The sequence below is a fragment of the Streptomyces sp. NPDC093261 genome (assembly GCF_044753645.1).
GTDB lineage: Bacteria > Actinomycetota > Actinomycetes > Streptomycetales > Streptomycetaceae > Streptomyces.
The window spans coordinates 120,168-135,595 of sequence record NZ_JBIVNO010000007.1 but is presented as its reverse complement, the minus strand read 5'-3'; the positions used below and the strand labels follow the sequence as shown (position 1 = coordinate 135,595).

Sequence of the window (15,428 nt, the reverse complement as noted above, 5' to 3'; positions counted from 1 at the left end):
GACCCTACGGTTCCGTAACCTACGGCGACGTAAGTATGGCAGTGCGCTGCCCGGCGGCAAGAGCCCCGGAGCCTGCGCGTCCGCGGCGACACCTATCCTTGGAATCGGTCGGACAGCGCGGTCCGCTCTGTTTTCTTCCCGGATGCCCCGTCCGTATGCGGCACCCGCCGCGCGGCAGCGTCCGGGTCACCTCCCAGACGATCCCACCCGTCGCCCACCACCGCCCTTCCAGGGAGTCGCTGACGCGACGCACCTCCTGATCACCGCAAGGAGCCGCACCTGTGAGCAGTGCCGACGACCAGACCACGACGACCAGCAGCGAGTTGCGCGCCGACATCCGCCGACTGGGTGATCTGCTCGGCGAGACCCTCGTCCGGCAGGAGGGCCCCGAACTCCTTGACCTGGTCGAGCGAGTCCGCCGGCTGACCCGCGAGGACGGAGAGGCCGCCGCCGAACTGCTGCGCGGCACCGAACTGGAGACCGCCGCCAAGCTGGTGCGCGCCTTCTCCACCTACTTCCACCTGGCCAACGTCGCCGAGCAGGTCCACCGAGGCCGCGAACTGCGCGCCAAGCGCGCCGCCGAGGGCGGACTCCTCACCCGCACCGCCGACCGGCTCAAGGACGCCGACCCCGACCACCTGCGCGACACCGTCCGCAACCTCAACGTGCGCCCCGTCTTCACCGCGCACCCCACCGAGGCGGCACGGCGTTCCGTCCTCAACAAGCTGCGGCGCATCGCCGCGCTCCTGGAGACCCCGGTCCTCGACAGCGACCGCCGCCGCCACGACACCCGCCTCGCCGAGAACATCGACCTCGTCTGGCAGACCGACGAACTCAGGGTCGTCCGCCCGGAACCCGCCGACGAGGCCCGCAACGCCATCTACTACCTGGACGAACTCCACGCCGGCGCCGTCGGCGACGTCCTGGAGGACCTCACCGCCGAACTGGAGCGCGTCGGCGTCAAGCTCCCCGACGAGACCCGCCCCCTCACCTTCGGCACCTGGATCGGCGGCGACCGCGACGGCAACCCCAACGTGACCCCCCAGGTCACCTGGGACGTCCTCATCCTCCAGCACGAGCACGGCATCAACGACGCGCTGGAGATGATCGACGAACTGCGCGGCCTGCTCTCCCAGTCCATCCGCTACACCGGCGCCACCGAGGAACTCCTCGCATCCCTCCAGACGGACCTGGACCGGCTGCCCGGCATCAGCCCCCGCTACAAGCGCCTGAACGCCGAGGAGCCCTACCGCCTCAAGGCGACCTGCGTCCGCCAGAAGCTCGTCAACACCAAGAAGCGCCTCGCCAAGGGCACCGCCCACCAGCCCGGACGCGACTACCTCGGCACCACCGAACTCCTGCACGACCTGCGGATCATCCAGACCTCACTGCGCGCCCACCGCGGCCACCTCTTCGCCGACGGCCACCTCGCCCGCACCATCCGCACCCTGGCCGCCTTCGGCCTCCAGCTCGCCACCATGGACGTCCGCGAGCACGCCGACGCCCACCACCACGCCCTCGGCCAGCTCTTCGACCGGCTCGGCGAGGAGTCCTGGCGCTACGACGACATGCCCCGCGAGTACCGGCACAAGCTGCTCGCCAAGGAACTGCGCTCCCGGCGGCCCCTCGCCCCCACCCCGGCCCCCCTCGACGCGGCCGGCGCCAAGACCCTCGGCGTCTTCGAGACCGCCAAGCGGGCCCTGGACGTCTTCGGCCCCGAGGTCATCGAGTCCTACATCATCTCCATGTGCCAGGGCGCCGACGACGTGTTCGCCGCCGCCGTCCTCGCCCGCGAGGCCGGCCTCATCGACCTGCACGCCGGCTGGGCGAAGATCGGCATCGTCCCCCTCCTGGAGACCACCGACGAGCTCAAGGCCGCCGACACCATCCTCGAGGACATGCTCGCCGACCCCTCCTACCGCCGCCTCGTGGCCCTGCGCGGCGACGTCCAGGAGGTCATGCTCGGCTACAGCGACTCCTCCAAGTTCGGCGGCATCACCACCTCCCAGTGGGAGATCCACCGCGCCCAGCGCCGTCTGCGCGACGTCGCCCACCGCTACGGCGTACGCCTGCGCCTCTTCCACGGCCGCGGCGGCACCGTCGGCCGCGGCGGCGGCCCCACCCACGACGCGATCCTCGCCCAGCCCTGGGGCACTCTCGAGGGCGAGATCAAGGTCACCGAACAGGGCGAGGTCATCTCCGACAAGTACCTCATCCCCTCCCTCGCCCGCGAGAACCTGGAACTCACGGTCGCCGCCACCCTCCAGGCCTCCGCCCTGCACACCGCCCCCCGCCAGTCCGACGAGGCCCTCGCCCGCTGGGACGCCGCCATGGACGTCGTCTCCGACGCCGCCCACGCCGCCTACCGCAGACTGGTCGAGGACCCCGACCTGCCCGCCTACTTCTTCGCCTCCACCCCGGTCGACCAGCTCGCCGACCTCCACCTCGGCTCCCGCCCCTCCCGGCGCCCCGACTCCGGTGCCGGCCTCGACGGGCTGCGCGCCATCCCCTGGGTCTTCGGCTGGACCCAGTCCCGGCAGATCGTCCCCGGCTGGTACGGCGTCGGCTCCGGCCTCAAGGCCCTGCGCGAGGCGGGCCTCGACACCGTGCTCCAGGAGATGCACGAACAGTGGCACTTCTTCCGCAACTTCGTCTCCAACGTGGAGATGACCCTCGCGAAGACCGACCTGCGGATCGCACGCCACTACGTGGACACCCTCGTCCCGGACGAGCTCAAGCACGTCTTCGACACCATCCAGGCCGAACACGAGCTGACCGTCCGCGAGGTCCTGCGGATCACCGGCGAGCGCGAACTGCTCGACGCCCAGCCCGTCCTCAAGCAGACCTTCGCCATCCGCGACGCCTACCTCGACCCGATCTCCTACCTCCAGGTCGCCCTGCTCAAGCGCCAGCGCGACGCCGCCGCCGACGGCTCCGAACCCGACCCGCTGCTCGGGCGCGCCCTGCTGCTGACGGTCAACGGCGTGGCGGCCGGCCTGCGCAACACCGGCTGAACCGGCACCCACACAACACAGCACACAGGGCGGTGCCCCCGTACGACGCGTACGGGGGCACCACCCTCATGTCAGGCGGTCCCGGCGCCGAAAGGACCTACTGCACGGCGAAGAACGTAGCCGTCAGCAACGCGATCCCCGTTCCCGCCATCACCCACGCGGTACGCGCCATCCGCAACCCGCCGGCCACCACCACCGAGGACAGAAGCAGAGCACCGGCCAGCGGAAGCCAGGCATACAGCACACCCGCCGGGCCCGTCCGCACCACCTCGTCGGAGTCCGGCTTCACCGCCACCGTGAGGACCTCACCCCGCCGTACGGCCACCGAATCGCCGATCACGACACGCTTCCGGGCCGTCGACCCCGCGGACGACGGCACATACGGACCGCTGCACGCATCGCCCGAACACCGGGCCACCGTCATCGTGCCCTGCTCGCGGCCCTTGGTCAGCATCACGTACTGCGCGGTGCCCCAGGAGCCCCAGACACCCGCGACGACGATCAGCGCGGCGACCGTGCCCATCGCCGCGAGCCGCCCGAACCGCAGCACCGCGACGGCACCCTGAGAGGAGGAGACGGCAGAAGGCATGGCCGCGATCCTTGGCCATGCCCACACGGCCGGTCAACTCCGGCTCCGTCCGGCGGACGGACAAGTCAGGAGTTGTACGTGCTTTGCGCCCGCTCCAGCCCCTCGATCACCAGACACTCCACCGCGTCCGCCGCACGGTCCACGAAGTAGTCCAGCTCCTTGCGCTCCGCCGACGAGAAGTCCTTCAGCACGAAATCCGCGACCTGCACACGCCCCGGAGGACGCCCGATCCCGAACCGCACCCGGTGATAGTCCGCACCCATCGCCTTCGTGATCGACTTCAGCCCGTTGTGCCCGTTGTCGCCGCCGCCCAGCTTCAGCCGCAGCGTCCCGTAGTCGATGTCCAGCTCGTCATGCACGGCCACGACATTGCCCACCGGCACCTTGTAGAAATCCCGCAAGGCGTTCACCGGGCCACCCGACAGGTTCATGTACGACATCGGCTTCGCCAGGATCACCCGGCGGTTCGCCGGACCCGGCGGACCGATCCGCCCCTCCACGACCTGCGCCTGCGCCTTGCCCGCCCGCTTGAACTTCCCCCCGATCCGCCCGGCCAGCAGATCGGCCACCATGAACCCGACATTGTGCCGGTTCATCGCGTAATCAGGCCCCGGATTGCCGAGGCCCACGATCAGCCAGGGACCGCCCGCATCGGTCGTCACGTCCATGTCTCCTTGATACGCGCCAGCCGCTGCCCCTCCCGGGAACAGCGGCTGACGAAACGATGACGGTGGGGATCAGGCCTCGGCGGCCTCTTCGCCCTCGCCCTCCGCGCCCTCCGGCGCCTCCTCGGCCTGCGCGGCCAGGACCTGCAGCACAACCGCGTCCTCGTCGACGGCCAGCGACACACCACTCGGCAGAGCGATGTCCTTGGCGTGGACCGAGGCACCGGCCTCCAGACCCTCCACCGAGACGGTCAGCGCCTCGGGGATGTGCGTGGCCTCGGCCTCGACCGGCAGCGCGTTCAGGACGTGCTCCAGCAGGTTGCCGCCCGGGGCCAGCTCGCCCTCGGTGTGGACCGGGATCTCGACGGTGACCTTCTCGCCGCGCTTGACCAGCAGCAGGTCGACGTGCTCCAGGAAGCCCTTCAGCGGGTCACGCTGCACGGCCTTCGGAATCGCCAGCTCGTTGGTCTTGCCGTCGATGTCCAGCGAGATCAGAACGTTCGGCGTACGCAGCGCCAGCAGCAGCTCGTGGCCCGGCAGCGTCAGGTGCAGCGGCTCCGAACCGTGGCCGTACAGCACACCCGGAACCTTGTTCTCACGGCGGACACGACGGGCGGCACCCTTGCCGAACTCGGTGCGCGTCTGGGCGGCGAGCTTCACCTCGGACATCTTCACTCCTCGTAGAAATCAGTGAACGGACGTGGTCACCCGGCCACGAACGGCCTGCTACGAAGAGCGCGTCGATAACGGACCGCCGTACCGCATGAGTACGGCCTCCCTCGCCGAGCAACTCGAGCAGTCTACTCGGAGGGGGAGGCCGCACCCAAAAGGATCATCGCCCGGCCGTATCACCGGCCGGGCGGCATCACTACCAGCCGAGCAGGATCACTGCTCGTCGAACAGGCTCGTCACCGAGCCGTCCTCGAACACCTCACGCACCGCACTCGCGATCGTCGGCGCGATCGACAGCACCGTGATCTTGTCCAGCTCCAGCTCACCCGGCGTCGGCAGCGTGTTCGTGAACACGAACTCGCTCACCTTCGAGTTCTTCAGACGGTCCGCCGCCGGGCCCGACAGCACACCGTGCGTCGCCGTCACGATCACATCCTCCGCGCCATGCGCGAACAGCGCGTCCGCGGCGGCGCAGATCGTGCCGCCGGTGTCGATCATGTCATCGACCAGGACACAGATACGGCCCTTCACATCACCGACGACCTCGTGCACCGTCACCTGGTTCGCCACGTCCTTGTCGCGCCGCTTGTGCACGATCGCCAGCGGCGCCCCCAGACGGTCGCACCAACGGTCGGCGACCCGCACCCGGCCCGCGTCCGGCGACACCACGGTCAGCTTGTCGCGGTCCACCTTCTGCCCCACGTAGTCCGCCAGCAGCGGCAGCGCGAACAGGTGGTCCACCGGGCCGTCGAAGAAGCCCTGGATCTGGTCCGTGTGCAGATCCACCGTGAGGATGCGGTCCGCGCCGGCCGTCTTCATCAGGTCCGCGATCATACGCGCCGAAATCGGTTCACGTCCCCGGTGCTTCTTGTCCTGCCGCGCGTAACCGTAGAAGGGCACGATGACCGTAATGGAACGGGCCGACGCCCGCTTCAACGCGTCGATCATGATCAACTGCTCCATGATCCACTTGTTGATCGGCGCCGTGTGGCTCTGGATCAGGAAGCAGTCGGCACCGCGCGCCGACTCCTGATAGCGAACGTAGATCTCACCGTTCGCGAAGTCGAAGGCCTTCGTCGGGACGACCCCGACACCCAGCTGGTGGGCGACCTCCTCGGCAAGCTCGGGGTGGGCGCGGCCGGAGAAGAACATCAACTTCTTCTGGCCGGTCGTCTTGATCCCGGTCACAGCACTGTCTCCTCAGAGGTGTTCTCAGCTCGGTGCGAGAGGCCTTGCGCAACCGCGTCCGCGGCATGCGAGCGGCTGTCTCGGCTGGTGGGGTGCGGGTGTGCACTTATCACGGTACGCCGTGTCAGACGCACCTGTTTCCGCTCAGTCTTCGCCATCCGGCTCCCGGGACGCCGCCTCGGCCGCCTTCGCGGCCGCGCTCCCGGGGCGCTTACGGGCGACCCAGCCCTCGATATTCCGCTGCTGACCGCGGGCCACGGCCAGCGAACCGGGGGGCACATCCTTCGTGATCACGGAACCCGCGGCGGTGTACGCACCGTCCCCGACCGTGACAGGAGCCACAAACATGTTGTCCGCACCCGTGCGGCAGTGGGATCCCACCGCGGTGTGGTGTTTGTCCTGACCGTCATAGTTCACGAAGACACTCGCCGCACCGATGTTCGTGTACTCACCGATCGTCGCGTCCCCCACATACGACAGATGCGGCACCTTCGTGCCCTCGCCGATGGACGCGTTCTTGGTCTCCACGTACGTACCGACCTTCGACTTCACCCCCAGACGCGTGCCGGGGCGGAGATACGCGTACGGACCCACGGACGCCTGCGACCCCACGACCGCGCCGTCGGACACGGTGTTGTCCACCCGCGCCCCCGCGCCCACCCGGGTGTCCTTCAGTCGCGAGTTGGGCCCGACCTCGGCCCCCTCGCCGATGTGCGTGGTCCCGATCAGCTGCGTCCCCGGCTGCACCACCGCGTCCTGCTCGAAGGTGACCGTCACATCGACCCACGTGGTCGCCGGGTCCACGATCGTGACGCCCGCCAGCATCGCCTCGGTCAGCAGCCGGTCGTTGAGGATGCGGCGGGCCTCGGCCAGCTGCACCCGGTTGTTGATGCCGGCGATCTCCCGGTGGTCGCCCGCCACGGACGCGCCGACGCGGTGCCCGGCCGACCGCAGGATGCCGAGGACGTCGGTCAGGTACTCCTCGCCCTGGCTGTTGTCCGTCCTCACCTGCTTCAGGGCCTCGGCGAGGAGCTGCCCGTCGAAGGCGAAGACACCGGAGTTGATCTCACGGATCGCACGCTGGGCGTCGGAGGCGTCCTTGTGCTCGACGATGGCGGTGACGGCACCGGTGTCGTCCCGGACGATACGGCCGTAACCGGTGGCGTCGGGGACCTCGGCGGTGAGTACCGTGACGGCGTTGCCGTCCTCCTGGTGCGTGCCGGCCAGGCGCCGGAGCGTTTCGCCGGTGAGCAACGGGGTGTCTCCGCACACGACGACCACGGTCCCGTCGACGGAACCGCCGAGCTCCTCCAGGGCCATCCGGACCGCGTGGCCGGTGCCGTTCTGCTCGGCCTGGACCGCGGTGCGGACGGCCGGGTCGATCTCGGCGAGATGGGCGCCGACCTTCTCCCGGGCGTGGCCCACGACGACGACGAGGTTCTCGGGCTCCAACTCGCGTGCGGCGGCGAGCACATGCCCGACGAGGGAACGGCCGCAGATGTCGTGCAGGACCTTGGGTGTGGCCGACTTCATACGGGTGCCCTCACCCGCTGCGAGAACGACGACGGCGGCCGGGCGGATGGCGCTCACGGGATGCCCTTCGGCTTCAGGGTGGGGTGGACATCCGCAGGATACCGGGGTGTTCCTGGGGGGACATGAGAGCGGGCCCTGACGGTGCTGTCACCGGTCAGGACCCGAACCAAGCCGTTGCTCCCGGGGGAGGACTCGAACCCCCATGATCAGAACCAAAATCTGACGTCTTGCCCTTAGACGACCCGGGATTGCCGCTATGTCCGATTCTTGCGATCGGGCGTGGTGGCAGCCCCTACTATGCCGTACCACCAGCCCTCGATGCGACGGTACAGGTCGGCACTTTGCCGCACGGTGAGTACGAGACATCCCCGGTAGGCGTCGCCCGTGTTCTTCCGTACGGTCTTCGGGTTGTGTCGTTTCAGGGTCGTCTTGCCGAAGCTGCCGCGGTCCGCTCCGACGAGGTCCGCCCAGTACTTCTCGGCTGCCTCCACATCGGCTGACTCGTGGATCATCAGGCGATATCCGATGTCCTCTCGTTCCACCCCGAGCAGCTCGAGCCAGGCCAGGAAGAGGCGGATCACGCCGGAGTCGCTGTTGACGAAGGTGACTCGTTCGCGCCGGGCGTGCGGTTTGTCCTTGGTGCCCTCGGCCCAGTACAGCGCCACGCCTATGGCGAAGAGTTCACGGTCGGAGAGATCGCCGATCTCCTGCGCGGCGGCGGCTTTGGTCTGCCGGCGCTTCTCGTCCCGGATCGTCAGCTCGTGTTCCCAGCGTTTCCGTGCGGCCAGTTTCGCCTGCTCCTGCGGATCGCGGCGTTCGGGCTTCGGCAGGTCCCGTACCCAGAGCGAGACCGAACTCTTCGCGCACCCCAGCTCCGCCTCGATCCGGTCGTACGTCCAGCCCTGGAGGCGTAGTTCCCGCGCCCTGGCGCGGAGGTCGTCCTTGGCGTTCGGGCGCTTCGTCCAGGCCGGCGGGGGCTCGCCCTTCACCAGTCGGTTGAGGATGTCGTTGTTGTAGATCTTCAGCTCGTCGCGGATCTGCCGAAGGCTGTAGCCGGCGCGGCGCAGTGCCACCGCCCGTTCCCGTAACCCCTCGAAGTCCGCGTACCTGCCCTGTGTCTGTGCCATAGGCATAACCTCGGGTGGAATCCGGGCTTCCGGGGTCGAACGGTGTGCGATTCAGCAGTTCGAGGGATTCCGGACGGTTTCGCTTCTGTTCGATTACGGAGTGTGGTGTGACGCGGCCGTGGAAACTCACCGGAAAACCCCCGCTTCGCGCCCGTAGGCTGGAGCCATGACCACGACGGGGGAAGTCCGCGCCGGGGCCGGGGAGGGCCCCTGGTGGTGGGCGCGGTGGCGCGGTGCCGTGCTCGATGTCTCGCTCGCCGCGCTGTCGGCCGTGGAGTGCGCGGTCGAGGGGATCCAGTTCTCGAGGGACGCCGGCCTGTTCGTCCCCGTGGGGATGCTGTTCGGGCTGTTCGCCGGCCTCACGCTGCTGCTCCGGCGCCGGTGGCCGATCGCGGTGGTGCTCGTGTCCGTCGCGATCACGCCCGCCCAGATGGGGTTCCTGATGGGCCTGGTCGGGCTGTACACCCTGGCGGCCTCGGAGCTGCCCCGGCGGACCACCGCCGCCCTCTCGGGCATGTCGTTCGTCGCGATGTTCGTCGTGACGTATGTGCGGGCCCATCAGGGGATGGTCCGGGGTGATCTGTCCATCGCCGGGGGATTCATTCCCTTCCTGTCCGTCACCACGGCGCTCGGTATGACGGCTCCACCGGTGCTGCTCGGGCTCTACGTCGGCGCCCGGCGCCGGCTGATGGAGAGCCTGCGGGAGCGGGCCGACTCGCTGGAGCGGGAGCTGATGCTGCTCGCGGAGCGGGCGGAGGAGCGGGCCGAGTGGGCGCGGAACGAGGAGCGGACCCGGATCGCCCGGGAGATGCACGACGTGGTGGCGCACCGGGTGAGCCTGATGGTCGTGCATGCCGCCGCCCTGCAGGCCGTGGCCCGGAAGGATCCCGAGAAGGCGGTCAGGAACGCCGCGCTGGTCGGGGACATGGGGCGGCAGGCGCTGACCGAGTTGCGGGAGATGCTCGGGGTGCTGCGGACGGGGGAGGGGTCCGTGGGGCGGTCCGCTCCGTCCGCGGTGCCGTTGGCGGCCGTGGAGGCGGCGGCCGCTGCGGCGGCGTCGCGGGCCGTCGAGGATTACGCCGAGGGGCCGTGTCTGGCCGAGCTGGAGGAGCTGATCGGGCAGTCGGCCGCGGCCGGGATGGTCGTGAACCTGTCGGTGGAGGGCGAGGCCCGGTCGTATGCGCCGATGGTCGAGCAGACGGCGTACCGGGTGGTTCAGGAGGCGTTGACCAACGTCCACAAGCATGCGGCGGGTGCCAAGACGCATGTGCGGCTCGCGCACCGTACGGCGGAGATCGCGATGCAGGTGGAGAACGAGCCGCCGCCGGAGCTGGGGTCGGCCCGGGAGATGCGGCTGCCCAGCGGGGGCAATGGCCTGGTGGGGATGAAGGAGCGGGTCAGCGCGCTGGGCGGGGTGTTTGTGTCCGGGCCGACGGATGCGGGCGGGTTCCGGGTGTCGGCGGTGATTCCGGCCGGGGCGGCGTAGCGGGGTGCCGCGGGGCCGGTCGGTCGGCGTGGCGTGCGCCGGCACCGTCAGCCTGCGGTGAGGCGTACCGGCTCGATGCCCGTCAGCAGGGTGGTGAGGCCGTGGTCGATGTCGGGGCCGAGGTACCAGTCGCCCGTGTGGTCGAGGGAGTAGATGCGGCCCTCGGTGTCGATGGCGAGCAGGGCGCGGCTGTCGGATTCCTCGCCGAGGGGGCAGACCTCGGTGTCGAGGGCGCGGCCGAGGTCGCCGAGGGTGCGGGCCAGGTGGAGGCCGTGCAGGGGGTCCAGGTGGAGGGTGGCGGGGGCGAGCTGGCGGCCGGGGCCCCGCGCGGTGATGTGGAGGTCGCCGAATTCCGCCCATGCCTCGACGGCCGCGGGGAACACCGCGTGCCGGTGGCCCGCCGGTGAGGTGTGGCCGCGCAGGGTGTCGGCCCAGAGTTCCGCCTGTTTTATGTTCCAGCGGCCCGGTTGCCAGCCGGCGGCGCGCAGTGCGGCGTCCACGGGGACGGTGAAACGTGTGCTTGAGGAGCGGTCGGCGTGCATCTGCCCTTCGTTCGTCGAGTGCCGTGGACCGGCGCGTGCGCCGTCGTGCGGTGTGCGGTGTGCGGTGTGCGGTGTTCGAGGCTGGGGTTGGGGGGTGTCAGTTCCGCGCCGTGGGGTCGACGATGCGTACGCCGAAGTGGTTGCTGAGCGCGGTGCAGGCGCGGCAGGGCGCGGCGAAGCTGCCGTGCAGGGGGTCGCCGTCCTCGCGGATGCGGCGGGCGGTGAGTTTGGCCTGCTTGAGGGCCTTGCGGGCCTCGCCGTTGGTCATCGGCTTGCGGGAGGCGCGTTTGCTGCGGGCGGCGTCGGCGGCGGTGATGTGGCGGGAGATGAGGATCGCCTCGGCGCACCGTCCGGTGAAGCGGTCGCGCTGGCCGCTGGTGAGGCTGTCGAGGAAGTCCTGGACGAGCGGGTGCAGCGCGGGGGGCTGGTCGCCGCGTGCGGCGGTGCCGGTGAGGGTGGCGCCGCGGACGGAGAGGGCGGCGGCGACGGTGGGGAGTATGCCGTCGCGGCGGTGACGGAGGGTGGGGATGGGGGCCGCCTCGGCGGAACTCCAGCCGATGCGCGGGTCGCCGGACGTGTCTGTTTGTGTCGCGTTCATGATCTTTTTCCCCTCCCTTGCATCCCCCGGGCGGGACACAGACTGCCAAATGCCGTGGCCGGTGCGGAAGCTGGGGCACCACGACACGCCAGGGCTTCGGCGTACGGTCACGGCCGGGTGACGGCTGGTCACGGTACCGGTGGGTCGCCGGCCGGGGTGGCTCCGGTGGCCCGATGACCGGTGTCGTCGTACCGCATAGGCTGTCGACGTCCGTGAACGACACCGCCGTACAGGCCAGACAGATCGCCGCAGGGGGCAATCGCCATGACGACAGGTCGGCTCGGGCTGGGGGTACCTCCCGGCCGCCAGGCCGGGGGACACGCCGCACCGCCCAACGCGGCCTACGCGGGGCAGGTCGTGCACTTTCCGGACCCGGTCCGGGCCGCTCGTCATCCGAGAGGGGTGCGGGTGGACGCGTACGGCTACCCCGACTTCTCGCCCTACGCCCGTGCCGTCGCGGAGATCGCGGACCCTCCGGAGGGTTTCGGCGTCGACGAGTTGCGGCTGACCGACTATGTGTCGGCGAACGCGGCGCTGGCGCTGTCCGGGCACGAGTTGTGGGACACGACTGTGGCGGTGGCGACGCCGCACGGCTGGACGTGGCACCACGTCCGCGGGTCGCGCCGGCTGGAGCTGGTCCCGGTCGAGGTGAAGGCGCTGCTGCGGCACCACGGCGGGATCGCGACGGGGGTCGTGGACCAGGGCAAGCGGGGGACGCGGCCGTTGCAGGAGAGGCGTCCGGCGCACTTCGGGCTGCCGAAGTCCGCGGTGGCGGTGACCGAGCTGCAGATCCAGGGCGTCGAGGAGGATCTGGGCTACCGGCTGCCGGGTGCGTACCGATCGTTCCTGAAGGCGGCGGGCGGGTGCGCGCCGGTGGGTGCCGCGCTGGACGTGGAGTGGGGGCTGCTGGTCGACCAGCCGTTCCTGACGGTGCGCGACGAGGCCGCGGTCAACGACCTGGTGTATGTGAACAAGTGCCTGCGGGACCATCTGACGAAGGACTACCTGGGCGTCGCCTTTGTGCAGGGCGGTCTGCTCGCCGTGAAGGTGAGGGGTGACCGGCTCGGTTCGGTCTGGTTCTGTGCCTACGACGACGCGCGCGACGTGGATCCGTCGTGGACGCCCGCCGAGCGGGTGGAGCGGCTGTTGCTGCCGTGTGGTGACGACTTCGACGCGTTCCTGTCCCGACTCGCGGGCAATCCGCCGGAGTTGGAGACCGTGGCGAATCTGATGGTGGACGGCGGGTTCGCGCGTGCGGTGCCGGTGGCGTCGGCGTCCGAGGCAGGGGAGTGAGTGCGGGCGATGGTGACGTTCGCTCAGGCGCAGGAGCGCGCGGAAGAGTGGGTCAACGGGGATGTTCCGTCGTACCAGCAACGCGAGGTGCGGGTACGGGAGTTCGGGCTCGGGTTCGTGGCGTGGGCGGAGGACCGGGCCGAGGGGCCGCGGTCGGACGGCGGCGCGCAGCGGCTCGTGATCGCCCGTGACAGCGGTGAGGCCACGCTGTGGCCGGGGCTGCCGGTGGGTGAGGTGATCCGCCGTTACGAGGAGGAGTACGGGGCGAGGGAGACGGCGGCGCAGTCGGCGCCGGCGCCCGCGGCCCGGTCGGATCTGAACCAGACGTCGTTCCTGTTGAGCCCTCCGGAGTGGCTCCAGGAGGCGGCGGACCGGAAGGCGAACCCGGATCGGCGGCAGGGCGGCGCGGGGCCGGCGGGCGCGGGCGCGCCTACGACTGCCGGTGCCGGTGTCGGTGAAGGTGCCGCGGACGCGCCGGCTGTGGAGGGTGGTTCCGCCACGTCGGATGGCGCTGGGGGTGTGGGTCCGGCGTCCGCGGCGTCCTGGCCCGCGGCGGGGGGCGGTGACGAGGTGCGGGACGCGGTGCCGGCCGCGTCCGCCGGGGCGACCCCGTGGGCGGGGACCGACACCAACGCCGGGGCGGGCGAGGACGGTTCGGTGCCGCTGCCGGAAACGGTGTTCGCGCCTCAGCCGAGCGACGCCGACAGGGGTACGACGCCGGTCGCGCCGTCTGCGCCGGTCGCGTCGCCTGCGCCGCTCGCGTCGGCCACCTCGGTTGCGGCGGCCTCGAAGACGCCGGCGCCTCCGGGGGCGCCGGGTGTGCCGGGTGTGCCAAGCGTGCCGGGTGTGCCAAGCGTGCCAGGGGTGCCAAGTGTGCCTGCGGCTTCGGGTGTTCCGCAGGGTCCGCCTCCGCCTCCCGGGCCTGCTCCTGCCGGGGGTCCGCAGCCTCCGGGTGTGCCGCAGCCGCCGGTCGGTCCGTCCGCGCTCGGGCCCCGGCACGCGCCGAACGCCGAGGACATCGCGGACGCCGCTACCAGCAAGGCGGCGCCCCCGCGGGTCGCGCGCGCCGGTGGTGCGCCGCATCCGCCCGGCGCTCCTGGCATGCCGGGGGCGCGGCCCGGTGCCGCGCCTCAGCCGCCGGCGCCGGCGCCGGATGCTCCCGGGGGCGGTTACGCCCCCACACAAGTCGTCTCGCAGCTCGGTCCGGAGCGTCCGGGCACCCCCGAGGCTCCGGGCCCGCCGAACCCTCCGGGCCCGCCCAACCCCCCGGGGGCACCCACCCCTTCGGGCATCCCTGCGGCACCCGGCGCCCTCGGCGCACCTGCCGCACCCGGTACCCGGGGCGCTCCCAGCGCCCCGGGTGCCCCCGCCGCGCCCGTCCCGGGTGCCCCCGCCGCGTCGCCCGTCCCGGGTGCCGTGCACCACGCCGAGACCATGCTGGCCGGGCCTCCCGCGGGCGGCCCTGGGGCGCCTCCGCCGCCTCCGGGGGTTCCGGGTGTGCCGCCGGGGCCCCCGCAGCCGGCGCCGGGGCAGCAGCCGTCGTACGGCTATCCGCAGGGCACGCCGACCGTCGGCCCGGGCTACCAGGCCGTGCTGCGCTACCGCGCGCAGGACGGTTCGGAGCAGCAGCTGATCCGGCGTTCGGCGCCGGGCACCCCGCACCCGGAGTGGCAGATCTTCCATGAGCTGCGCGCCATGAACGTTCCGCCGGGCCAGGTGCTGGAGCTGCACACGGAGCTGGAGTCGTGCGAGCTCCCGGGCGCCTACTGTGCGCGGATGATCCGGGAGAACTGGCCGCAGGCCCGGATCGCCAGCATCGCCGCGTACGGCACCGACCATGCCTCGCGTCAGCAGGGCATGCGGGAACTGCTCGCACACCAGGGTGAGTTGCACCAGGTCGCGGACGGTCCGGCGCGTCCGGGGCCGGTGCGGGCGCCGCTGCCGCCCGTGCGGCCCGCGCCGCCGATCCCGCCGGAGGGCATCGCGCAGGAGCTGGCGGCGTCCTTCGGGCCGGGGATCTTCCGGTTCGAGCAAGCGGCGGTCTCCCGGCAGGGTGTGCCGCCGATCGTGGGGCACCTCCTGGTGGTGGCGGGACTGCCGCTCGAGATGGGTCCGTTCTTCTGGGCGCAGGCCCAGCCGGGCCGGCCGGTGCCGACGCTGGCCGAGCTGGCGCAGGAGCGCGGGTTGCCGCCGGCCTCGGACGCGGGCTCGTATCTCGTTCTCGGCAGCGACTTCGGCAAGGCGATCTGTGTGCAGTACGGCACGGCGAACATCGTCGCGGTGCCGGTGGAGGCCGGGCCCGGTGGCGCTCCCGTGCCGCCGCAGTATGTGAACACGGGGCTGCCGGAGTTCGTGCGCTGTCTGGCGCTGCTGGGCCGGATGTGGCGGCTGAGGTACGGGCTCAACCAGGAGCAGGCGGGCCGCTGGACCGTGGACTTCCAGGCGGAGCTGGCCGCGCTCGATCCGGCGGCGCTGGGTTCGCCGGACAGTTGGTGGTCGGTGCTGCTGGAGCAGATGTGGGACGGTCTGCTGTGACGGCCCGCTGCTGACGTTCCGTCAAGGGCCGGGTCCGGTCGCACTCCTTCGTGCGACTCGGGCCCGGCCCTTTTCGGTGCCGGCGGACGCGGGCGGGGTGCGCGGTTGATGCTGTGTGTGCGCCGTGGCGTGCGACGGCGTGTGGGGCTCTCGGCGCCACCTGGTGCGCGATACCCCGCGTGCCTC

General features: G+C 71.2%; 12 protein-coding genes and 1 tRNA gene. 4 read left to right on the top strand and 9 right to left on the bottom strand.

Annotated features, from left to right (window positions below; genetic code table 11):
• The first annotated feature begins 281 nt into the window (after positions 1 to 281).
• Positions 282 to 3,014, top strand: coding sequence for a phosphoenolpyruvate carboxylase (gene ppc / locus ACIP94_RS17555; RefSeq protein WP_402425923.1), 2,733 nt, complete (start codon positions 282 to 284; stop codon positions 3,012 to 3,014).
• Between the two features lie 97 nt (positions 3,015 to 3,111).
• Here ppc and ACIP94_RS17550 read toward each other — a convergent pair whose 3' ends face one another.
• The 7 genes from ACIP94_RS17550 to ACIP94_RS17520 form a co-directional block, all read right to left on the bottom strand.
• Positions 3,112 to 3,603 carry a hypothetical protein gene (locus ACIP94_RS17550; RefSeq protein ID WP_402425921.1) on the bottom strand — a complete coding sequence of 164 codons (492 nt, stop codon included), beginning with the start codon at positions 3,601 to 3,603 and terminating at the stop codon, positions 3,112 to 3,114.
• A gap of 65 nt (positions 3,604 to 3,668) precedes the next feature.
• Positions 3,669 to 4,271: an aminoacyl-tRNA hydrolase gene (pth, locus tag ACIP94_RS17545; RefSeq protein WP_402425919.1), complete on the bottom strand. Its 603-nt coding sequence runs from the start codon at positions 4,269 to 4,271 to the stop codon at positions 3,669 to 3,671.
• 69 nt (positions 4,272 to 4,340) lie between these two features.
• Entirely contained in the window at positions 4,341 to 4,937 is a 597-nt protein-coding gene (locus ACIP94_RS17540; protein ID WP_402425917.1) for a 50S ribosomal protein L25/general stress protein Ctc, read from the bottom strand.
• 216 nt (positions 4,938 to 5,153) lie between these two features.
• Positions 5,154 to 6,128, bottom strand: coding sequence for a ribose-phosphate diphosphokinase (locus tag ACIP94_RS17535; RefSeq protein WP_402425915.1), 975 nt, complete (start codon positions 6,126 to 6,128; stop codon positions 5,154 to 5,156).
• A gap of 144 nt (positions 6,129 to 6,272) precedes the next feature.
• The gene (glmU, locus tag ACIP94_RS17530; RefSeq protein ID WP_402425913.1) at positions 6,273 to 7,718 is read right to left on the bottom strand and encodes a bifunctional UDP-N-acetylglucosamine diphosphorylase/glucosamine-1-phosphate N-acetyltransferase GlmU; all 1,446 of its coding nucleotides are present in this window, start codon (positions 7,716 to 7,718) and stop codon (positions 6,273 to 6,275) included.
• Positions 7,719 to 7,838: 120 nt separating this feature from the next.
• Positions 7,839 to 7,909 (bottom strand) — tRNA-Gln (locus ACIP94_RS17525).
• 6 nt (positions 7,910 to 7,915) lie between these two features.
• On the bottom strand, positions 7,916 to 8,788 hold the full coding sequence (locus tag ACIP94_RS17520) for a hypothetical protein (protein ID WP_402425911.1): 873 nt from the start codon (positions 8,786 to 8,788) through the stop codon (positions 7,916 to 7,918).
• 166 nt (positions 8,789 to 8,954) lie between these two features.
• Between ACIP94_RS17520 and ACIP94_RS17515 the strand changes: the two genes are divergently transcribed.
• On the top strand, positions 8,955 to 10,274 hold the full coding sequence (locus ACIP94_RS17515) for a sensor histidine kinase (RefSeq protein WP_402425909.1): 1,320 nt from the start codon (positions 8,955 to 8,957) through the stop codon (positions 10,272 to 10,274).
• 47 nt (positions 10,275 to 10,321) lie between these two features.
• Here the strand turns inward: ACIP94_RS17515 and ACIP94_RS17510 are convergent, their stop codons facing one another.
• Both ACIP94_RS17510 and ACIP94_RS17505 read right to left on the bottom strand, forming a co-directional pair.
• Positions 10,322 to 10,816, bottom strand: coding sequence for an SUKH-3 domain-containing protein (locus tag ACIP94_RS17510; RefSeq protein ID WP_402425907.1), 495 nt, complete (start codon positions 10,814 to 10,816; stop codon positions 10,322 to 10,324).
• 97 nt (positions 10,817 to 10,913) lie between these two features.
• Entirely contained in the window at positions 10,914 to 11,414 is a 501-nt protein-coding gene (locus ACIP94_RS17505; protein WP_402425905.1) for a YwqJ-related putative deaminase, read from the bottom strand.
• Between the two features lie 264 nt (positions 11,415 to 11,678).
• Here ACIP94_RS17505 and ACIP94_RS17500 point away from each other — a divergent pair, with 264 nt between their 5' ends.
• A complete protein-coding gene (locus tag ACIP94_RS17500; protein ID WP_402425903.1) occupies positions 11,679 to 12,707 on the top strand; it encodes an SMI1/KNR4 family protein in 1,029 nt (342 codons plus the stop codon).
• 9 nt (positions 12,708 to 12,716) lie between these two features.
• Positions 12,717 to 15,242 carry an SUKH-4 family immunity protein gene (locus ACIP94_RS17495; protein ID WP_402425901.1) on the top strand — a complete coding sequence of 842 codons (2,526 nt, stop codon included), beginning with the start codon at positions 12,717 to 12,719 and terminating at the stop codon, positions 15,240 to 15,242.
• Positions 15,243 to 15,428 lie beyond the last annotated feature (186 nt).